The sequence below is a fragment of the Candidatus Microthrix subdominans genome (assembly GCA_016719385.1).
GTDB classification, from domain to species: Bacteria; Actinomycetota; Acidimicrobiia; order Acidimicrobiales; family Microtrichaceae; genus Microthrix; species Microthrix subdominans.
On sequence record JADJZA010000008.1, the window covers coordinates 12,438 to 27,899 of the forward strand.

Annotated in this window: 18 protein-coding genes and 1 pseudogene; 4 read left to right on the plus strand and 15 right to left on the minus strand. The window is 60.6% G+C overall.

Annotated elements, in window-relative coordinates:
- Nucleotides 1-1,693: 1,693 nt before the first annotated feature.
- The 11 genes and pseudogenes from IPN02_14425 to IPN02_14475 form a co-directional block, all read right to left on the minus strand.
- A complete protein-coding gene (locus IPN02_14425; protein MBK9297998.1) occupies nt 1,694-2,212 on the minus strand; it encodes a hypothetical protein in 519 nt (172 codons plus the stop codon).
- 54 nt (nt 2,213-2,266) lie between these two features.
- Nucleotides 2,267-2,782 carry a hypothetical protein gene (locus IPN02_14430; protein MBK9297999.1) on the minus strand — a complete coding sequence of 172 codons (516 nt, stop codon included), beginning with the start codon at nt 2,780-2,782 and terminating at the stop codon, nt 2,267-2,269.
- An 83-nt stretch (nt 2,783-2,865) separates the two neighbouring features.
- A complete protein-coding gene (locus tag IPN02_14435) occupies nt 2,866-3,450 on the minus strand; it encodes an antirestriction protein ArdA (protein MBK9298000.1) in 585 nt (194 codons plus the stop codon).
- A gap of 106 nt (nt 3,451-3,556) precedes the next feature.
- A pseudogene (locus tag IPN02_14440) lies at nt 3,557-4,590 on the minus strand (site-specific DNA-methyltransferase).
- On the minus strand, nt 4,587-5,384 hold the full coding sequence (locus tag IPN02_14445) for a replication-relaxation family protein (protein ID MBK9298001.1): 798 nt from the start codon (nt 5,382-5,384) through the stop codon (nt 4,587-4,589). The pseudogene IPN02_14440 and the gene IPN02_14445 overlap by 4 nt, the downstream one beginning before the upstream one ends.
- Nucleotides 5,385-5,497: 113 nt before the next feature.
- The gene (locus IPN02_14450) at nt 5,498-6,364 is read right to left on the minus strand and encodes a TraM recognition domain-containing protein (GenBank protein MBK9298002.1); all 867 of its coding nucleotides are present in this window, start codon (nt 6,362-6,364) and stop codon (nt 5,498-5,500) included.
- The gene (locus tag IPN02_14455; protein ID MBK9298003.1) at nt 6,346-6,996 is read right to left on the minus strand and encodes a type IV secretion system DNA-binding domain-containing protein; all 651 of its coding nucleotides are present in this window, start codon (nt 6,994-6,996) and stop codon (nt 6,346-6,348) included. Before IPN02_14455 ends, IPN02_14450 begins: the two co-directional genes overlap by 19 nt.
- A 117-nt stretch (nt 6,997-7,113) precedes the next feature.
- Nucleotides 7,114-7,725: a hypothetical protein gene (locus tag IPN02_14460; protein MBK9298004.1), complete on the minus strand. Its 612-nt coding sequence runs from the start codon at nt 7,723-7,725 to the stop codon at nt 7,114-7,116.
- Between the two features lie 406 nt (nt 7,726-8,131).
- Nucleotides 8,132-8,299 carry a hypothetical protein gene (locus tag IPN02_14465; GenBank protein ID MBK9298005.1) on the minus strand — a complete coding sequence of 56 codons (168 nt, stop codon included), beginning with the start codon at nt 8,297-8,299 and terminating at the stop codon, nt 8,132-8,134.
- 12 nt (nt 8,300-8,311) lie between these two features.
- The gene (locus tag IPN02_14470; GenBank protein ID MBK9298006.1) at nt 8,312-8,545 is read right to left on the minus strand and encodes a hypothetical protein; all 234 of its coding nucleotides are present in this window, start codon (nt 8,543-8,545) and stop codon (nt 8,312-8,314) included.
- The gene (locus IPN02_14475) at nt 8,542-8,811 is read right to left on the minus strand and encodes a hypothetical protein (protein MBK9298007.1); all 270 of its coding nucleotides are present in this window, start codon (nt 8,809-8,811) and stop codon (nt 8,542-8,544) included. Before IPN02_14475 ends, IPN02_14470 begins: the two co-directional genes overlap by 4 nt.
- A 168-nt stretch (nt 8,812-8,979) precedes the next feature.
- On the opposite strand from IPN02_14475, the gene IPN02_14480 reads away from it, so the two are divergent.
- The 4 genes from IPN02_14480 to IPN02_14495 all read left to right on the plus strand — a co-directional run bounded on the left by IPN02_14480 (nt 8,980) and on the right by IPN02_14495 (nt 12,020).
- On the plus strand, nt 8,980-9,840 hold the full coding sequence (locus IPN02_14480; protein MBK9298008.1) for a hypothetical protein: 861 nt from the start codon (nt 8,980-8,982) through the stop codon (nt 9,838-9,840).
- A gap of 129 nt (nt 9,841-9,969) precedes the next feature.
- Nucleotides 9,970-10,755, plus strand: a complete 786-nt coding sequence (gene erm / locus IPN02_14485; GenBank protein ID MBK9298009.1) for a 23S ribosomal RNA methyltransferase Erm — start codon at nt 9,970-9,972, stop codon at nt 10,753-10,755.
- Between the two features lie 147 nt (nt 10,756-10,902).
- Complete coding sequence (locus tag IPN02_14490) at nt 10,903-11,307, plus strand: adenylyltransferase/cytidyltransferase family protein (GenBank protein MBK9298010.1); 405 nt, start codon at nt 10,903-10,905, stop codon at nt 11,305-11,307.
- 62 nt (nt 11,308-11,369) lie between these two features.
- Nucleotides 11,370-12,020 (plus strand): CDP-alcohol phosphatidyltransferase family protein, encoded by a 651-nt coding sequence (locus tag IPN02_14495; GenBank protein MBK9298011.1) that lies wholly within the window; start codon nt 11,370-11,372, stop codon nt 12,018-12,020.
- On the opposite strand, the gene IPN02_14500 is transcribed toward IPN02_14495, so the two are convergent.
- The 4 genes from IPN02_14500 to IPN02_14515 all read right to left on the minus strand — a co-directional run bounded on the left by IPN02_14500 (nt 12,017) and on the right by IPN02_14515 (nt 15,406).
- Complete coding sequence (locus IPN02_14500; protein MBK9298012.1) at nt 12,017-12,850, minus strand: phytanoyl-CoA dioxygenase family protein; 834 nt, start codon at nt 12,848-12,850, stop codon at nt 12,017-12,019. The genes IPN02_14495 and IPN02_14500 overlap by 4 nt on opposite strands.
- A gap of 277 nt (nt 12,851-13,127) precedes the next feature.
- On the minus strand, nt 13,128-13,682 hold the full coding sequence (locus tag IPN02_14505) for a GNAT family N-acetyltransferase (protein MBK9298013.1): 555 nt from the start codon (nt 13,680-13,682) through the stop codon (nt 13,128-13,130).
- Nucleotides 13,660-14,664, minus strand: coding sequence for a Gfo/Idh/MocA family oxidoreductase (locus tag IPN02_14510; protein MBK9298014.1), 1,005 nt, complete (start codon nt 14,662-14,664; stop codon nt 13,660-13,662). Before IPN02_14510 ends, IPN02_14505 begins: the two co-directional genes overlap by 23 nt.
- A 7-nt stretch (nt 14,665-14,671) precedes the next feature.
- Nucleotides 14,672-15,406 (minus strand): class I SAM-dependent methyltransferase, encoded by a 735-nt coding sequence (locus IPN02_14515; GenBank protein ID MBK9298015.1) that lies wholly within the window; start codon nt 15,404-15,406, stop codon nt 14,672-14,674.
- Nucleotides 15,407-15,462 lie beyond the last annotated feature (56 nt).

A 15,462-nucleotide genomic window follows, 5' to 3' on the forward strand; every position in this document is an offset into this window, starting at 1 on the left:
CCAAGACGACGGTTCAGAACGCTTCATGCGTGATGTCTTCTCGAAGACGACTGCGGTGATGCAGTCCAGGTGTATGTAGCGTCCCGGGTGGCGGCATCGAAGAGATGCCGTACATCTTCGCGCGGAGTTCGCCTCCTCGAAGAGGAACAGTTCCCGGGCGCCGTAAGACTCAACTGGTGCCGTGACGTGGTCGTCGCCGAGTGCAAGCTCCACCGCCCATGAAGTTGCGGATCTTGTTGAGCTCACTTCGGAGCTTCATGACGGGATGGTGCGGTCAGAGCACAAGGAGGCGTTCTTCCTTGCAGCGGATCAGGCACCAACATGGGAATCGGCGGAGGGCTACCAGGGTTGGGCATCTACAACGATGGTGTTGGGCGGAAAGCACTCTCGCAGCAGTCGTTCCTAGTTCGGGTGGAAGTGAGGCACTCCTGTTGCCGTCATACGTGCCGAACTTGGCCCGATGGTTGAACACACTAATACCCAGATGGCGTCAACGATCACCTGAGCGATTTCCTCAGGAGCTGGATTGGTCGAGCGACGATGAGTGGTCTACCATTGAGGAGCGCTACGTGAGGGCAGCAGATAGGACGGATCAGAACGACAAGCGCGCAGCTGAATCCGAATTCGACGAGCAGATTAAGCCGCTCTCCGCCGAACTCCACCGCCAACCTGGCCGCCGATAGCGGTCCGAGGCGGATGCTGACCAACCAAGGTACGGAACTGGTCGATGCTGCCGCCCAAGCCATCCGGACCTTGGCTTCGACGTTATCGACGCAGACCGTGACCTGGACTCTGAACGAGGTCAGAAGCTGGAGGATCTTCAGATCCGTGAGCCCAATCGTGAAGAGTGGATTGCTCTCCGAGGTGCTGGCTACGAGGGGGAGGGGCCAAGACAAGCGACTTCCAGCGGCTTGCACGATTCGCAGCCAGGTACGAACGCGAGACCACGGTGTCGCCAAGCAGGAGATGGCTGATCGTCAATCATCTCATCAACGAACCTCCAGCTTCGCGACCGAAGGCCTTCGAGAGCGCGCCGGAGGACCTTGAACTATTTGCCGAGGACGGTGGTCTCGTCATTGACACCCGAGACCTGTTTCAGGTTGTTCAGATGGTAGAGCCCGGACTCTGGGCTGGGAGACAGCCGTGGACGCCTTAGTACTCAGACCGGTCTGTTCGATCTGCCTAGTTCGGACCCGCCCGAGTAGAATAGGCATCAGGACGCGCCTGGAACCGGAAGTTGAAGAGTCGATCGTCGCGACGTGGATTCGCCATATAGAGCCGCGATTCGTGGATCAGTCGAAGCAGGCAGCGAGTATGGTCCTCAAATCCCGTCCGAATCGGACGCTTCCGCTTCAGGCATGAGATTTCTCCTGCGGCTAGTCGTTCGTTAAGCCGACCGACTCTTGAATCTGATGCTAGAAGAGCTACAATTTCGCCGTGTTGCCATCCAAGGTTTCGTAGTATCACGCCTCTAATCAGCCACGACAGATATTCAGAAAGTAATACATATCAAAGGTGTCAACCTTGGTCCGGACGTCTTTGCTGCGCCCATGGGTGACAGTGTTCCGCGTCTTGACTATCGCTCCAAGTACGCGATCTGGGAACAATTCAGAGTCGCTCCCGACGGCAGCCTCGCGCAGCGCGAACATGCGCTGCCGGAGTGTGACGTCCCTTGCGAACCTCAGTTGGCCCTTCATGAACGCCTTGAGATCCTCGTCCTGCACATGCGTGATTGCTTCATCCTGAGCTGCTTGTATTCTGCCTCGGTGTAATTGAATTGAGAGAGCTCGGAATCGCGGTGCAGAGCCTCCGCTGCGTGGCATAGCGTCACGAAACGGACTTCTGCGTAGGTCCCTGTGGGCGCTCGTTCGATGCCGAAGGTAAGGTGCATCGAACGCTCGTACTGTTGATAACTCGCGAACCAGCTCTGGACAAGCTCTATGAGCTGTTCTTGGCTCAGACCGTGAGGATCCACGAGATACTGGTCGATCCTCGAGGTCGTGCCAAGATCAGACGGCTCGCCTAACCAACCGTTGTTGAATACGACCGGGAAAGTTTGAGGGATCGTTCTGCCTTGACCAATATCGAGATCTTCTTTGATGCTGATACTGGTACTCCTGCTACTGCTGCCAGTTACGAGGTTGCTGAAGTCGACGAGCGGCGAAAGGTAGCGGTCGAGCGCCTCAGTGAAGGGAATCTCCTCGGCAAACACGAATCGAAGCTGGACCTGCTCCTGGAGGCTGGCAAAGCCAACAGTAGCTTGGGCCTATTCCTGACACCTTAACTCCGGGAACCAACTCCAATAGTGTTCCGTTGATTTGGATGGCCGTGTTGTTGCGTGGCTCATATTTGAACATGGCGCCGCCGAATTCGTCACTACCTGTCTCTGTTGTGTGCATGCTGGCCGCAGACCTGACAGACCGCAGCGCAGAAGCCACTCTTCCAACTCCGGTATCCGTACAATGAGGCAGCTGACGTCGGGCTGTTCGAGTGATTTGTCGTGTGCTCCAAAGAGGGCGAACCTAGGCTGGAAGACGGAACGGCCCTTGCCGGGAATGTTAACTGAAAGGTTGGTGCGCTCGCATTGGTAAAGAGTTACGTACTGGTTGGATAGCTCGCCCAGGATCGTGGGTACAGACTCCAGATTGAAAGCTTCGTTTGGGTCGCGGCGGAACCTGCCGACGAGCTCTAGCCTCAGCGACTCGCCCGGCTCATAGATGAGTTCCCCGACAGGGAGTTCTCCTTGTTGTTCGGCAGGTACCAGTCGCCTGACTCCCGGAATGGCTCGGTCAGCTTTCGTTCGCCCATGCCACCAGAATAGGGCAGTGTGGTTCGGGGTCGGTTCCGGAAGCGATCAATCAAAGTTCAGTAGTCGCAGTCGAACACATGCACACCGTCCCCATCTTGGCCAACCTGCAGCTCACAGGCGAGGTCTCGGGCGAACGCTTCGATATCGAGCCGTATGTACGGCCGCAGCATCTCCGGCCCCAGCCCCTCGGTATCGACTCCGAGGTCATCGAGTAGCTGCTCGGCGTAGTCCTCCATCGAGTCCCAGCGCCCGAGGTAGTGCTGGTCGAATTCGTCCAGCTCCTGCTCACCGGTGCCAACACAGCCCACCCAGTGGGCGAAGGCCGGTCCGTGTTTGGCCAGCCCTGCTCCGATTCGAGCGATGGTGTCGGTCTGTTCGTATTCGGACAGGTGGATGCCGCCGAAGCCTTCGTAGTCGTGGATGGCCCACTCTTCGGCTCCGGGTTGGCTAGATCGTTCCAGCATGGCCGTGATGGCCTCCTCGATCTCGTCTTCGTCTTGGTCGGCCCGGATCCAGGCTCCGTGCAGCACTCCGGCGTTGTAGTCGGACAGTGACGCCGCGTAGATCTTGGGTGTCGGCCAGTCCGATCCTTCGGCTCGTTGGTCGGTTCGGTCCTGCTCCTGCCCGTCCCCGAGGCCCATAGCCCCGTCCGGATGTCGGCGCTGGCCGTGTTGTTGGTCATCTTCGTGTGGTTGTCGTGGTTGGTTCTCCATTTCGTTGTCTCCTTTGCGTATTCGTGGTTGTTGTTCAGGCCGCCTTTGCGGGCGGCTGTTGTCGCTGCTTCTCGATTCGTGTCCGTGCCAGCTCGGCGTAGCCAGGGTTGAGTTCGATGCCGAGCCAGTCCCGACCGTGCCGCCGGGCGGCGACTGCCACGGTTCCGGCTCCGAGGAATGGATCGAGCACGATGCCGGGCCGATGCTCGCCGCCGCAGTCACAGCCCGGTTCCAGCTCCCAGCCACTGCCAGGTGCCCTACCAGGCGGTGGGTGCCACGTCGCCACGGCTTGTCGCAGTTGGTGCAGACCCGTTCGGGGCAGCTGGCCAGCAGCGGTCTGGTGACGAGCTGTTCGGGGAAGGTGGCGAAGTGGGCGCCTCGGAAGTTGGAGGTGGCCAGGTGCCAGACGTCCCCGGGGTTCTTGCCGAGCGGGTGTCCGGCCCTCCCGGCTGCCTTGGCGGCTTTCAGCCCGGATTGGTTCCCGGCCAGCGGCCCGGCCCAGTCCGGTTTGGACAGCGAAGCCGTTCCCGTGGTTTCTCCACCTGATCTGTCCGCCGTGCTGCCGGCTGTTCGAGTGGTGCGGTGGGGGATTCGGATGGCGTCGAGGTCGAAGTAGTAGTGCCGGCTGTGGGTGAGTAGGTAGATGCTCTCCCAGGTGCAGCTGAGCCGGTCCTTCACCGAGGAGGGCATCGGGTTTGTTTTGGCCCAGACGATCTTGTTGCGGACGGTCCACCCCCGCTTGGTGAGCTCCAGGGCGATTCGTTCCGGTCCGAGCAGCAGGCTCTTGGCGGGTGCTCCGACCGATTCATGTCGGCTGTAGCTGTCGCCAAGGTTGAGCCACAGACTCCCGGTCGGCTTTGAGTAGCCGCCCGCTGGCCTCGACTACGTCAACGAGCTGCTCGACCCAGCGTTCAACTGAGGCTTCCAGCCCAATCTGGTCGTCGGTGCCGTAGTTGCGCAGCGCGAGCAGGGCGGGCTGGTGATGACACAGTCGACCGACGATTCCGGCAGGGTGGGCAGCACGTGGCGGACGTCGCCCTCGATGATCTGGTTCCTGGGCAGCCTCACGGCTTACCTCCGGACAACACCTCCACCGCCTTGTCGGTGGTGGTGACGACAAACAGCTCCCGCTCGACCGTCCGCAGCCCGGCGATGGTCCGCTCCAAGAACTCCCGCCGTCGTTCGCTGGGGGTGATCCACAGCACCTTGGGGAACACGCCGGTATGGTGTTGTTCGGTACCGGTGGTCCAGTAGTCGTGGTAGGTCCGGCACTTCCGCCCGATCGCGCTACCGGATTCGGTGCCCAGGTCGACCTCGATGAACCACAACAGCTCCGACTGGCTGGTGGCTGTCACCATGTACAGGTCGGGTTTGAGTGTCTCGACACCGCCCAGTCCTCGCTGGAAGCTGCGCCAGCAGTCCGGCTCGGTCTGGTGGTCGACCAACTCCAGGGTTCCGGCCGTCTCGGCGATTCGGGCGTCGACGACCAGCTGGGCGATTGCCAGGGTGTGGTCAACGAACCCGGCCGACGGCTCACGCCAGCGTCGTCGACTGTCCCCTTCGAGCAGTCGGTGCCCGATAGGGCCGATTCCGTAGACATGTCCGGCCGATCCAGCTCGCACCCCGCCGACCCGTCGGTCGAGGCGGACCAGCAGTCGGTCACGGGCCAGGCGGGCTAGTACCCGGCGGGTTGCTCTGGCTGCGGTCAGCGGCGTGGCGTGCCCGGTGAAGTGCAGCCGTTCGATCTGCCGTGCGCCGAGCAGCCGGAACCGCCTGACGGATTCCAGGATGTCGCGGTCCCGCTGGGTGAGTCCGTCGCTCAGTCTGGACAGGGCTCTCGGTCCGACCCGGCGAGCACTCACAGACAACCTCCAGAGTGCATACCAGTCGGCTCCTCCGGGGGTGACCCTGGCGGTGCCAGCACAGGTTCCCCGGCCCGGGGTTGACCACACGACCGGACGGGCGACCGGACACCTCACGACTGCCTCCGTGGGCGCTGCCCGATCCCATTCCCACCCTTATCTGGTGGCTGGCCGACAGCGTCGGCCAGCTGGTCCTCAACCGCTTGGCGGTCCTGCCCGTAGCGTTCCCGGCTCCGGCGTCGCACCACTCTCGGGTCGCTGATCGATGCCGGTGGAGCGATGGTTCGCCCCGAACCGAAGTCGGTGATCTGCCCGCCAGCGGCCAGCGAGGCGTAGACCTCGAAACGCTCCAGTCCCATGAAGTCCTCGGCATCGAGCCGTGTGGTGGTTTTGGCCACCGCATGGGCGTCGTCAGATCCGAGCTGGAAACAGACCCGGCTGCGGGCGTTGGCCAGGACGGCTTGGCGTACCGACGGTGTCAGCTGGGCCAGGTGCTGGTGGGCCAATGTCAATCCCAGTCCCAGTCCGCGGGCCTGAGCCAACACGTCGCTCAGGTCGGTTGGCAGGTGCAGGTAGTCCTGGAACTCGTCGATGAAGCACATCACCGGGTGCCGCCGACGTGCCTCAATGGCCGAGCGGGCCTGGGTGGCCTGCCACAGCTGACTGAACACCAGCGACCCGAGCAGTCCGGCGGCTTCGGAGCCGAGCGTCCCCTTGGCGAGGGACACCAGCAGGATCTTCCGTTCGGTGAACACCTCGGACAGGGCGAAGGCCGGGCGGGTCTGTCCGAGCACGGCCCGAAGTCGTGGCCGCAGGAGAAACGGACGGAGCTTGTTCATCACCGGTGCGATGACCTGTTGGCGTTGTTCCTCGGAGATCGAGTCGTACCAGGACCAGAACGGCCCCAGCGCCACCCGGTCCTCCAGCCCGCCGATCACCCGACGCCTGTATGCGGCATTGGTCAACAGCACCGGCAGCATCGGCAGACAGGCCTCATCCCGGCCCACCAAACTGAGCAGCCCGGCGTGCAGGATGTCCTGGGTGCGAGGCCCCAGTTGTCCCGGTACAGACCGTGAAACACCGCCAGCACCTGATCTGCCACCAACTCCGGCACCGCAGCCCCAACTCTCAGCGGGTTCAACCCCACCGGCCGCTCAGCATCGGTCGGGTCCAACACCACCACATCGTCCAGCCGATCCCGTGGCACTCGTGCCAGCACGTCGTCGATGAGGTCACCTTTGGGTTCGATGACCACCACGCCTCGTCCGGCAGCCATGTCCTGGCAGATCAGGCCGAGCAGCAGGGTTGACTTGCCGACCCCGGTCGGCCCCAAACAGTGGGTGTGCAACAGCGAGTCCGTCGCCGAAAGCGCCAAGGTCCGTCGCTCACCTGGCATCCGACTCTCAGCCACCACCCGCCCCGAACGAGCCACTGACGACGACGCTGCCAGCAGACGGCTCCGAGCCTGGGGCAACCCAGGAAACGGCCCGTCACCCGACGGCCAACACAGCAGCCCGGCCAGCTCCTCAACGTTGAGACGCAGCGGCCATGCCCACGGCTCGCGCACCTGCACAATTCGCCGGTAGGAACACGGCACCAGCGTCATCTTCACCCCCGGCACCTTCCAACACCCGAAGGCCTCCCAGCACCGCCAGCGCCAGTTCTTTGGCTCGGCTTCGGCTTCCAGCGCTCACCGCAATCCGGGCGACGGCCCGGAAACCCGGCTGTGTCACCTTGTGCGCAGCGCCCGCCGACGTTCACCGTCCACCGGCCGACCACCGCCAACGATCTGGCGGCCATGCTGGGTGATTGAGCCGGACGGAAGCTCGTCGACACTGTTCGGCACCGCCACCGCGGGCAGGCGAGGACCGACCAGCCACTGCACCGTGACCGATTCTTTGGTGGCCAGCCGACCAAGTGCACTGAGCACCGACCGGGCCGCCACCTCCCCTTGATCCGTTCTTAGCGCCCGATTGGCCGTCTCCAAACGAACCGACCAGCCCCAACCGTCCTTGGGAAGTCGCCGTGTCATTGGGCTGGTCGTCACCGCCGGACAGAACGCCTCCAACCGATCCGTGAGGGTCGCCAGCACTGGGGGAGTGGCCCCTACCCGGTACTCGACCTTCCCGGCCTGGCCGGACAGCTCGAATACCAGCGGAGCCTGTCGCCGTTCGGCGGCCAGCGACCGCACGAACGCCTCCACGCTTGAGGAAACGAGGTCTCGCCCGAAATCCAGCCGAGTGAACGCAGCGTCTTCCAGCGACCCGGGACGCAGCATCCACGATGCCGCTCCGACTGTCGACGCGCCACCTGCCAGCACCACCAGCTCAGCGCCGTTCACGACGCCTTCCGATCTGCACCACGCGAATCCGCCGCACCATCCGTATCTGCCGTCTCACGCCGCTCGCGGAGCGCCTGGGCTTGAGCCTCAGCCTCTGCCTGGGTCTGCGCCAACGCAATGAACGCCCGACTCAACTTGCGCAGATCCGGTGGCGTCCGACGTTTCGATCCCACCCTCCGATGACCACTCCCGCCACTTCCGTGTCCGTTGTTCTTTCCATTTCCCATGCACCCTCCTTCCAGTTGTTGTTGTTTGACTGCACCGCTGGGCATAGCCACCAGCCGTGCCGGACTGCTGCACATACGCAGCACTTGCCTTCTTCTGGTATACGCTGCGCTTACGCAGCAGTCAATGAGGTTTGTTCATTCCACAACACCGACCGGACCAACCCACTACCTGGTGGGTGCTACCGGCGGCCTCTCAGCAGCCAGCCGACGATCCCGGCCGTCACGACCAGCACGGTCGCAGTCGGCAACATCGGCTCCACCAACACCCACACCGCCCGGGCATAGGCCGCCACGATGAGTACCACCATGGCGGCCTGTACGACCTGGCGGACCAACTTGGTCCACACGACCGAACCCGCTCAGACGTCCGGGAAACCGTCATGGACGTTGCCCCGACGCTCGGCCTCTTCGGCCATGGCAACGAAAGCCGACCGCGTCAACCCATGCAGCTCCCGCTGGGCCCGCATGGCCTCAGCCCGAATCCGCATCGCCTCCGACGCATACCCACCACCACCGAGCCGGAAGCCCAACAGGTAGGCCAACACCGCCACGGCCAGAAGCAGCCCGACGGCCAAGATGAGGAGGGGGATCATCGGCGTCCCTCCCGGTTCAGGTCCTCGATGGTCGAGGCGATGATCTCGCCCTTGCCCATCCGAGCAACATCTGCAAAGAACCGCAGATCGTCAGCCATGAAGGCATCGCCCTGGGCCAACGTCGCCGCCCAACGAGACAACATGGCCTGCCCGGTCATGGCCTCCCGCGTCAGCTGATCCACCGCCTGGAGTTTGACCGCCTGCACCGCAGTGTGGGCTTGCACCGAAGCAGCCCGCACCACCGCATGACGCTCGATCTGGGTCAACGTCCGGCCCGTCCTCCGGTCCCTGGCCACCATCCCGGCCCCCCACACTGGGCACTACTTCCCCACGAGAACGTGGTACAAGTTCTGACATGTCTCTGGTCCTTCCAATCGGAATCTGTGAACAGAACCCATTGGACAGAAGAACCCACCGGCAGTCGTGACATGGAAATGACACCCGACAACGACACCATCGAGCGGCACCAGCAACCGGGCGAGGACGAGCTGAGCAAGGCAGGAACGGCTGGGGACCAACCCAACGACCCTGATGCCGAGACCGGAACCGGGCTCTACAAGGCCGTCCACGACGAACTGCTCACCATGCGCAAACACCGAGACGGGGTGACAATCGGGAACCTGGCCCACACCACCGCAATCCTCGAAGTCCTCGGCGCCGGTGACCCGCGCCTCGCCTACAACCAGCTCAAACACGTCCTGTTGAGCCTCGACCAAGACCTTGCCGTCACTGCAGCCGGGTACTCACTCGGATACGCCAGCGACTACGACAGCCACCTCGGCCGACTTGACGACTTCGGACGGGACTACACCTACGACCAACGCCAAGCCCGGAGGTACAGCGACAAGGGCATTGAGCAGATAGCTCGGCACATCTCCAGTGAGTGGATGCTCGAAGCCTCACCGACGCTCACTATTGAGGTGGTGAAGGCCAACGACGAGGTGCTGGAACTGGTCATAAGGTCCGAGCGATTGGCCATTGTTGAGATGCGAGATCCGGTGGTGGAGATGGTCAGCTCGACCGGCAAGCGAGAGAGCTTCCCGGTCGATTGGCGGCCGCTGGCAGGCGAAGCAGGAGCGCTACGACAAGAAGCGAGCGTTCGAACAGACCAGCTACGTCAGCCCGATGTTGCCGTCTCAGTGCTATGGACGGGAGAGGCATGGCCGTTGTTTCATCTTGCCGTTCTTCGCGGACTCGATGGAGCTTCACTGCCGCTCGATCTAATGACGTTTGGCGCTCGTGCGACTGTCAGTCGCTGTTTCTTGGATAAAGCCGGGTCTGCGGACCCGCCATGACGTTTTACGTCCGCAGGGTACCGCCAACCATCACTGTCGGACCGCGAGCCGACTGGGGAAAGTCACAATGATCACCGGATGGGCAGTTGACAACGGCCAACCTTTAGTTGCCAGCGTAACTGCGGTACAATGGCAAACATGGCATATTCCGCAAAAGACCGCAGGCGACGCCAACTGTCGCAGAATCTCCTGACCTCCTCTGGTGTGAAGAAGTATCTTGGCGCGCTAGGGACCAATACGTGCGACTTGCTCGTCGAGGTAGGAGCGGGCCGAGGCACCCTTACGGCCGAACTAGCGAATTTCGCAGACAATGTCGATGCCTTCGAACTGGATCCAGAGTTCGCCAAGGCCGCCTCTAAGGCAACCAGCCAATTGCCGAACGTTCAAGTGCATCTCGGTGACTTCCTGGGTTCGAGTGTCCCCGCTACCCCGTTCACCTTGGCCGGAAACCTTCCATTCTCCCGTACTAATGAAATCATGAGATGGGCACTGGCAGCCCGGACTCTCGAACGGGCGGTGGTCATTACACAACTAGAATTCGCGCGGAAACGGGCAGGCGACTATGGGCGATGGAGTCTCGCGACGGTCCAAAGCTGGCCGACTCATGATTGGCGTCTCGTTGGTAAGATATCAAGGCACGACTTCCGACCGGTCCCGAAGGTAGACGCAGGCATCCTGGAGCTCACGGCGCGACCATCCCCGCTGATCGTGCACTCAGCGATGAATCATTATAAGGATTTGGTGGCCCTCGGTTTCGGCGGCAAGGGAGGGAGTCTGTTCCGCTCGCTTCGACCTAGGTACTCTCATAGAACCCTACTGCGGGCCTTCAGCCGTGCCGAAGTACCCGAGAAGACGGTCGTTGCGTTTGTTCATCCGGATCAATGGCTCCAGATATTCAATCAACTTGAGCCCTAGAGCGACGCGCTTGGCCGCCCACCGGCGGTCCGGCTCCGGCAAGCTCCGCGACGACTACCAGATCTTGATGACGAACAAAGGTCGATACCCTGCGACTGGATCATCAGCTTGGCCAGAACCCATCGTGGACGTACTACACTCACCAGTATGCCGGAGACTATTGTATACGCGGACATAGTTGGAGATCTCTTTCATGCGGGCCACGTCAGTCTTCTGAGGACCGCCCGCTCAATGGGTGATCAGCTCATCGTCGGAGTGCATGGGGACGATGACGTTGCGCTGTATAAGCGACTGCCCGTCCTAACCATGGCGGGGTGCCGCTACTGCGACACGGTAATACCATCTGCACCGTTGGTCATTACTGAAGAGTTCTTGGGTCAGTACTCGATCGATGTAGTAGTCCACGGCGACGACATCGACGATGCGAGTCTCCAACATTCATATGGAGTGCCGCTGGCGCTAGGCATCATGCACCTGGTTCCGTATAGCACGGTAGTGTCGACTACCGAGATCATTCACCGGATCACTTGCCGAGCAGACTTGGCGGTCTAGCTCAAGCAACTCCAGTGATGCCAGAGGATTTCACCCACCTTAGCTAGGAGAGAAGCCGTATCGTGATTATCGGAAGCGAAAATTGGTTCGATGCCATCGTTCGGCGTCTCTCTGGGCCCGTGGCGGCCTACCTTGCTCAGAAACGAATTGTCACTGCCGATCGCATTTCGCTCCTGGGTCTCTTCCTAGGAGGCTTAGCATCACCTGCACTTGTGCTGGGCGATCAATGGCTGCTTGCGACGATATCGTTCCTCCTAGGCGACTTTGCAGACTACGTAGACGGCGATGTTGCCCGCGCCCAAGGAACCGCGTCGAATCGAGGTGACATTCTCGACGGGATCATCGATCGGTACGTGGATGCGTCCATACTCATGGCAATGACACTGAATGCGTCTGGCCTAGTGGGAGGGTCGGCTTCTTCGCCGGTCTTTGGGGCTGGTAGTTGGCTTACGGTAGCCGTCGGCCTTATAGCAATATTTGGCGCCATAATGCCCTCGTATGTTCGGGCGGTCGCGAGCGCCAACGGGATCACCACACCGGAGTCGATAGGCGGCCGAGGTACGCGTAATGCGATCATAGTGATTGGCTTGGCACTGGGCCTTCCGGCTCAGGGGCTTCTGCTGGTAGCTTTTGCAGGCAATGGTGCTGCACTTCATCGACTCTACGTCGCTCTCTGGAGTAGTGAAGGGCAAGATTCCGAAGTTGCGCCTTAACCGCCGAAATCACCCTCGATCTCGTGAGCTGACGGCCTTGAGGTTAGGTAGGATCCGTCCTTGTTCACAGGGCGCCCGAGGAAGTCGTCTGAGATGGACATTCGCACTCGCTGCCCTGAGAAGTCGCCTCCTTCTAACTCGAACTCGGCTCTTTTATCTATATAATATCGCTTTCTGAAATCACCAGCCGAAGCCGCGTTGTATGTAATGTATCCGGTCCGTCGAGGCTGTCTGGTGGTATTAGCGTCGGAACGGTGGGGTACGTAGCTATGAAAGAATAGGAGGTCGCCCGGTTCCAGCTCCAAGGGTCGCCACTTAAGGCTTGCGACGATTGAGGGGTCGATACGACCGCGATCGTTTGGCAGAATGCCAGCCCCAGGCAGACTTGAAGCCACGTGCAGGCATCCATTGGCTTGGGTGGAAGGATCGACGGGTACCATTACTGATATGTGGTAGTCGGCGAATCGGTATGCAGTAGCGTCTTGATGTGGGGCAAATCCCCCGCCGCCCGGGTGCTTGTAGTTGATCTTCTCCTTGAACAAGGCAGGCGTCTCACCAAATAGCTGCCCCAACACTGATCGAATACGGACATGGAATGCAAGACCGGCAAGTACGGCCGAGTGGGGTACGAAGTCTTCGCTTCGCGCGAGTACAGGGCCCCAGTCAGTTGCTTCGAAGTGATGAAGTCCGGGGCCGCCATGGCTGGCCCAATGCCCGACCGCGTCGACTGCCCTATCTATGGCAGCCACCTCGGTGTTCGAGATGACACGTGGCAACACGAGCCACCCGTCTCGCTGGAATTTGGTTAGGTCAGCGGCAGCTAGCTCCATAGTTGCTCAGCGTAGGCGTTCAGAGATGGTCCATCCTTGAAAGCCGTCGAAGAAGGACTCTGTGAGAGGTTGTCCTGATCGAGGGCGGGTCCATTGGGCTGGCTGCGGATCCGAACGACCCGCGTCTCTGGCGGCGGATCGTCGCTGCGTCACAGACTTCGTAGTTCAGCTCACGGGTGTAGGACTCCACGAGGCTGGGGGCACAATCTCAGAGTCCGAACGATCACGCGATCTCAATTAGAGAAACGTACCCCTAAGAACGAACAGGCATGACCCACTAGGAATTCAGTACCATCGGCACGGATGGGAGGTTGTCCGTCGATGGAGGCCCGTTGGTGACGAATCCGAGTGACTCGTAGAAGGGAACAGCGTATTGACTCGATGAGACCCAAATCAGCTCGAAACCGGCCAACCTGGCGTCGATGATTGCTTCGGACACTAAGAGTGACCCTGCGCCGCAGCGGCTTGCGTCTGGATCGACGAATACTTCGCGGATCCGTGCTGCGGTGCAGGATGGGTCGGCCGCCCATCCGCCGCAACCCCTGACGCTGTTACCGACGTCCACGACGACCCAGAACGACATGGCGTCTAATTCAAGTGCGAAGGCATCGGAGCGCAAGTGCCGTTCGTGGCGATCGAACGCAACTTTACTGTGTAGATGACCGGAAAGTCCTCGCAGGGACCGGTTGATCAGGTCCCTAAGCACTTCGGTGTCGTCGGGCGAGTTGTAGCGGCGGATGCTGAACGTCGAAGGCCCGCCACAACGAGCCCTGTGATTTCTGTGCTCGACTCCTGACCTGGATGGCTTCTCAGAATTCAACACGTCGGCCATTCTCCGAAGCAGAAAGGTAGGCGGCGTCGAGCACGGCCATGATGGAGAAGGCTTCTGAAAGAAGTCGCTCGGGGCGTTCGCGTCTTTCCATGTAGCCACTGGCCTCGTTTAGGAGGGCAGCGAACCAATTGCCGTGGCGCGGGTCGTCAAACTCGGATGGGATGGACTCGCTGACAAGGTGGCTACCTTGTACAGACTTGATGGTATCGCCATCGAGCGCCACTTCACCGTGAGCACCACACAGTTTGTAGGAAGTCGAACGTCGGTCAGCCCTCCAGGTGAGGAGAATCTCAACGGTCACTGCTCCGAACTCGAGTAGAAGCCTCGCTTCATCTTCCGTGTCGGTGAATGCGCCGAGTGTGGGACACGACAGCACGCACCTCACGGCTGACGGGCTTCTACCTAGGAGCCGACTCGCGAGGTAGATGCTGTGAGGACCGTGATCGAGGACTATGCCCCCACCAGAAACTTCCAACTCTCGCCGCCAGTTGGGCCTCCATTCGGATACTCCACGAGCGTGACCGACACGACGGATCTCAAAGGTGGCGCTCTGTACCTCGCCGACTGTTGAAGTGCAAACTTCGTTAAGTCTGCGTATACCTGGTGCAAATGCGTAATTGTGGGCCGGGTAGACCGTTCCGGAGCTGGTGCCCATTTGTTCCATCAGTCGCATTGCCTCTTCACCGCTGCACACAAGAGGCTTCTCGCATATCACGAATAGGTCGCGTTCGAGGCAGGCGGCGAGAATATCTGAGTGAGAAGCTGGTGGAGTACAGATGTCAACGAAATCAAGACCTTCTGCATCCAGGGCTTCCTCGATAGTCCCATACGCTGATGCATAAGGGAACCTACGCAAGCCAGCTATCCTGCGACTGGGCGTCTTGTCCACGATCGAGGCAATCTGGAGGCCGGGATTGAAGTCGTACCCATCTGCATGCCCTTCAGCGATAACGCCGTAACCTACCAACACTCCACGCTTCACCAACGATCTACCCTTTTCCCGTCCGGTGCCAATTCGGAGGCTGGAGCGACTCAGAGGCTGGCACCAAAACGACACTGTATCGATAGGGCGAGTTCCGATGCCCCTGCAGGTCTGAATCGTAAAACTCGGCGGTGTACCCGAACTCAGCCGCTGCGTCCGTGAACCATAATCTATCGATGTAGAGATGGCTTAGTCCAGCGTACCTCGTATCGTAGTCAGTGCTGCCGGAAGCGCGACGCGCCGAAACGGACTGCTCTTGAAGGGATGCATCCGAGACATCGAGGATCCCTACTGACTTGCGCGCCTTTCGAGTCATCCGACTCAAGACCCGAAGAGCTACATCATGGGTCTCCAGATATTGAAAGACACTATGGCAAAACACGTGATCATACGCCTCATCCACATCGAGATCGATCGCATCGCTCGTTTCGAGCCGAGCAGAGGGAAGCAGTGAACGCCCGACATCGATAAGACTTGGTGAGTAGTCGATCCCTCCGATGCTCGTTCCCAACTCATCTAGGGGGATCAGAAATGCGCCAGCTCCGCATCCGACTTCGAACACGGATGCACCTGACTGAATTTTCATTCGCTCAGCCATTGAAAGCACGTATCTGCGCCAATCGTCAACCGAGATGGCGTCGCCGACGTTGTCGAAACCATCTAACTGAATGGCGCGTTCGAGGGCAGCTAAATTTTCGTACCCGCTCCTTAATCCCCAGATTTCGCGCCATCGATCAGTCACAGGGAGCGAGTCCTCATAGTGGTATCGCCCCATTTTGTGGACTCTACGACCTCACC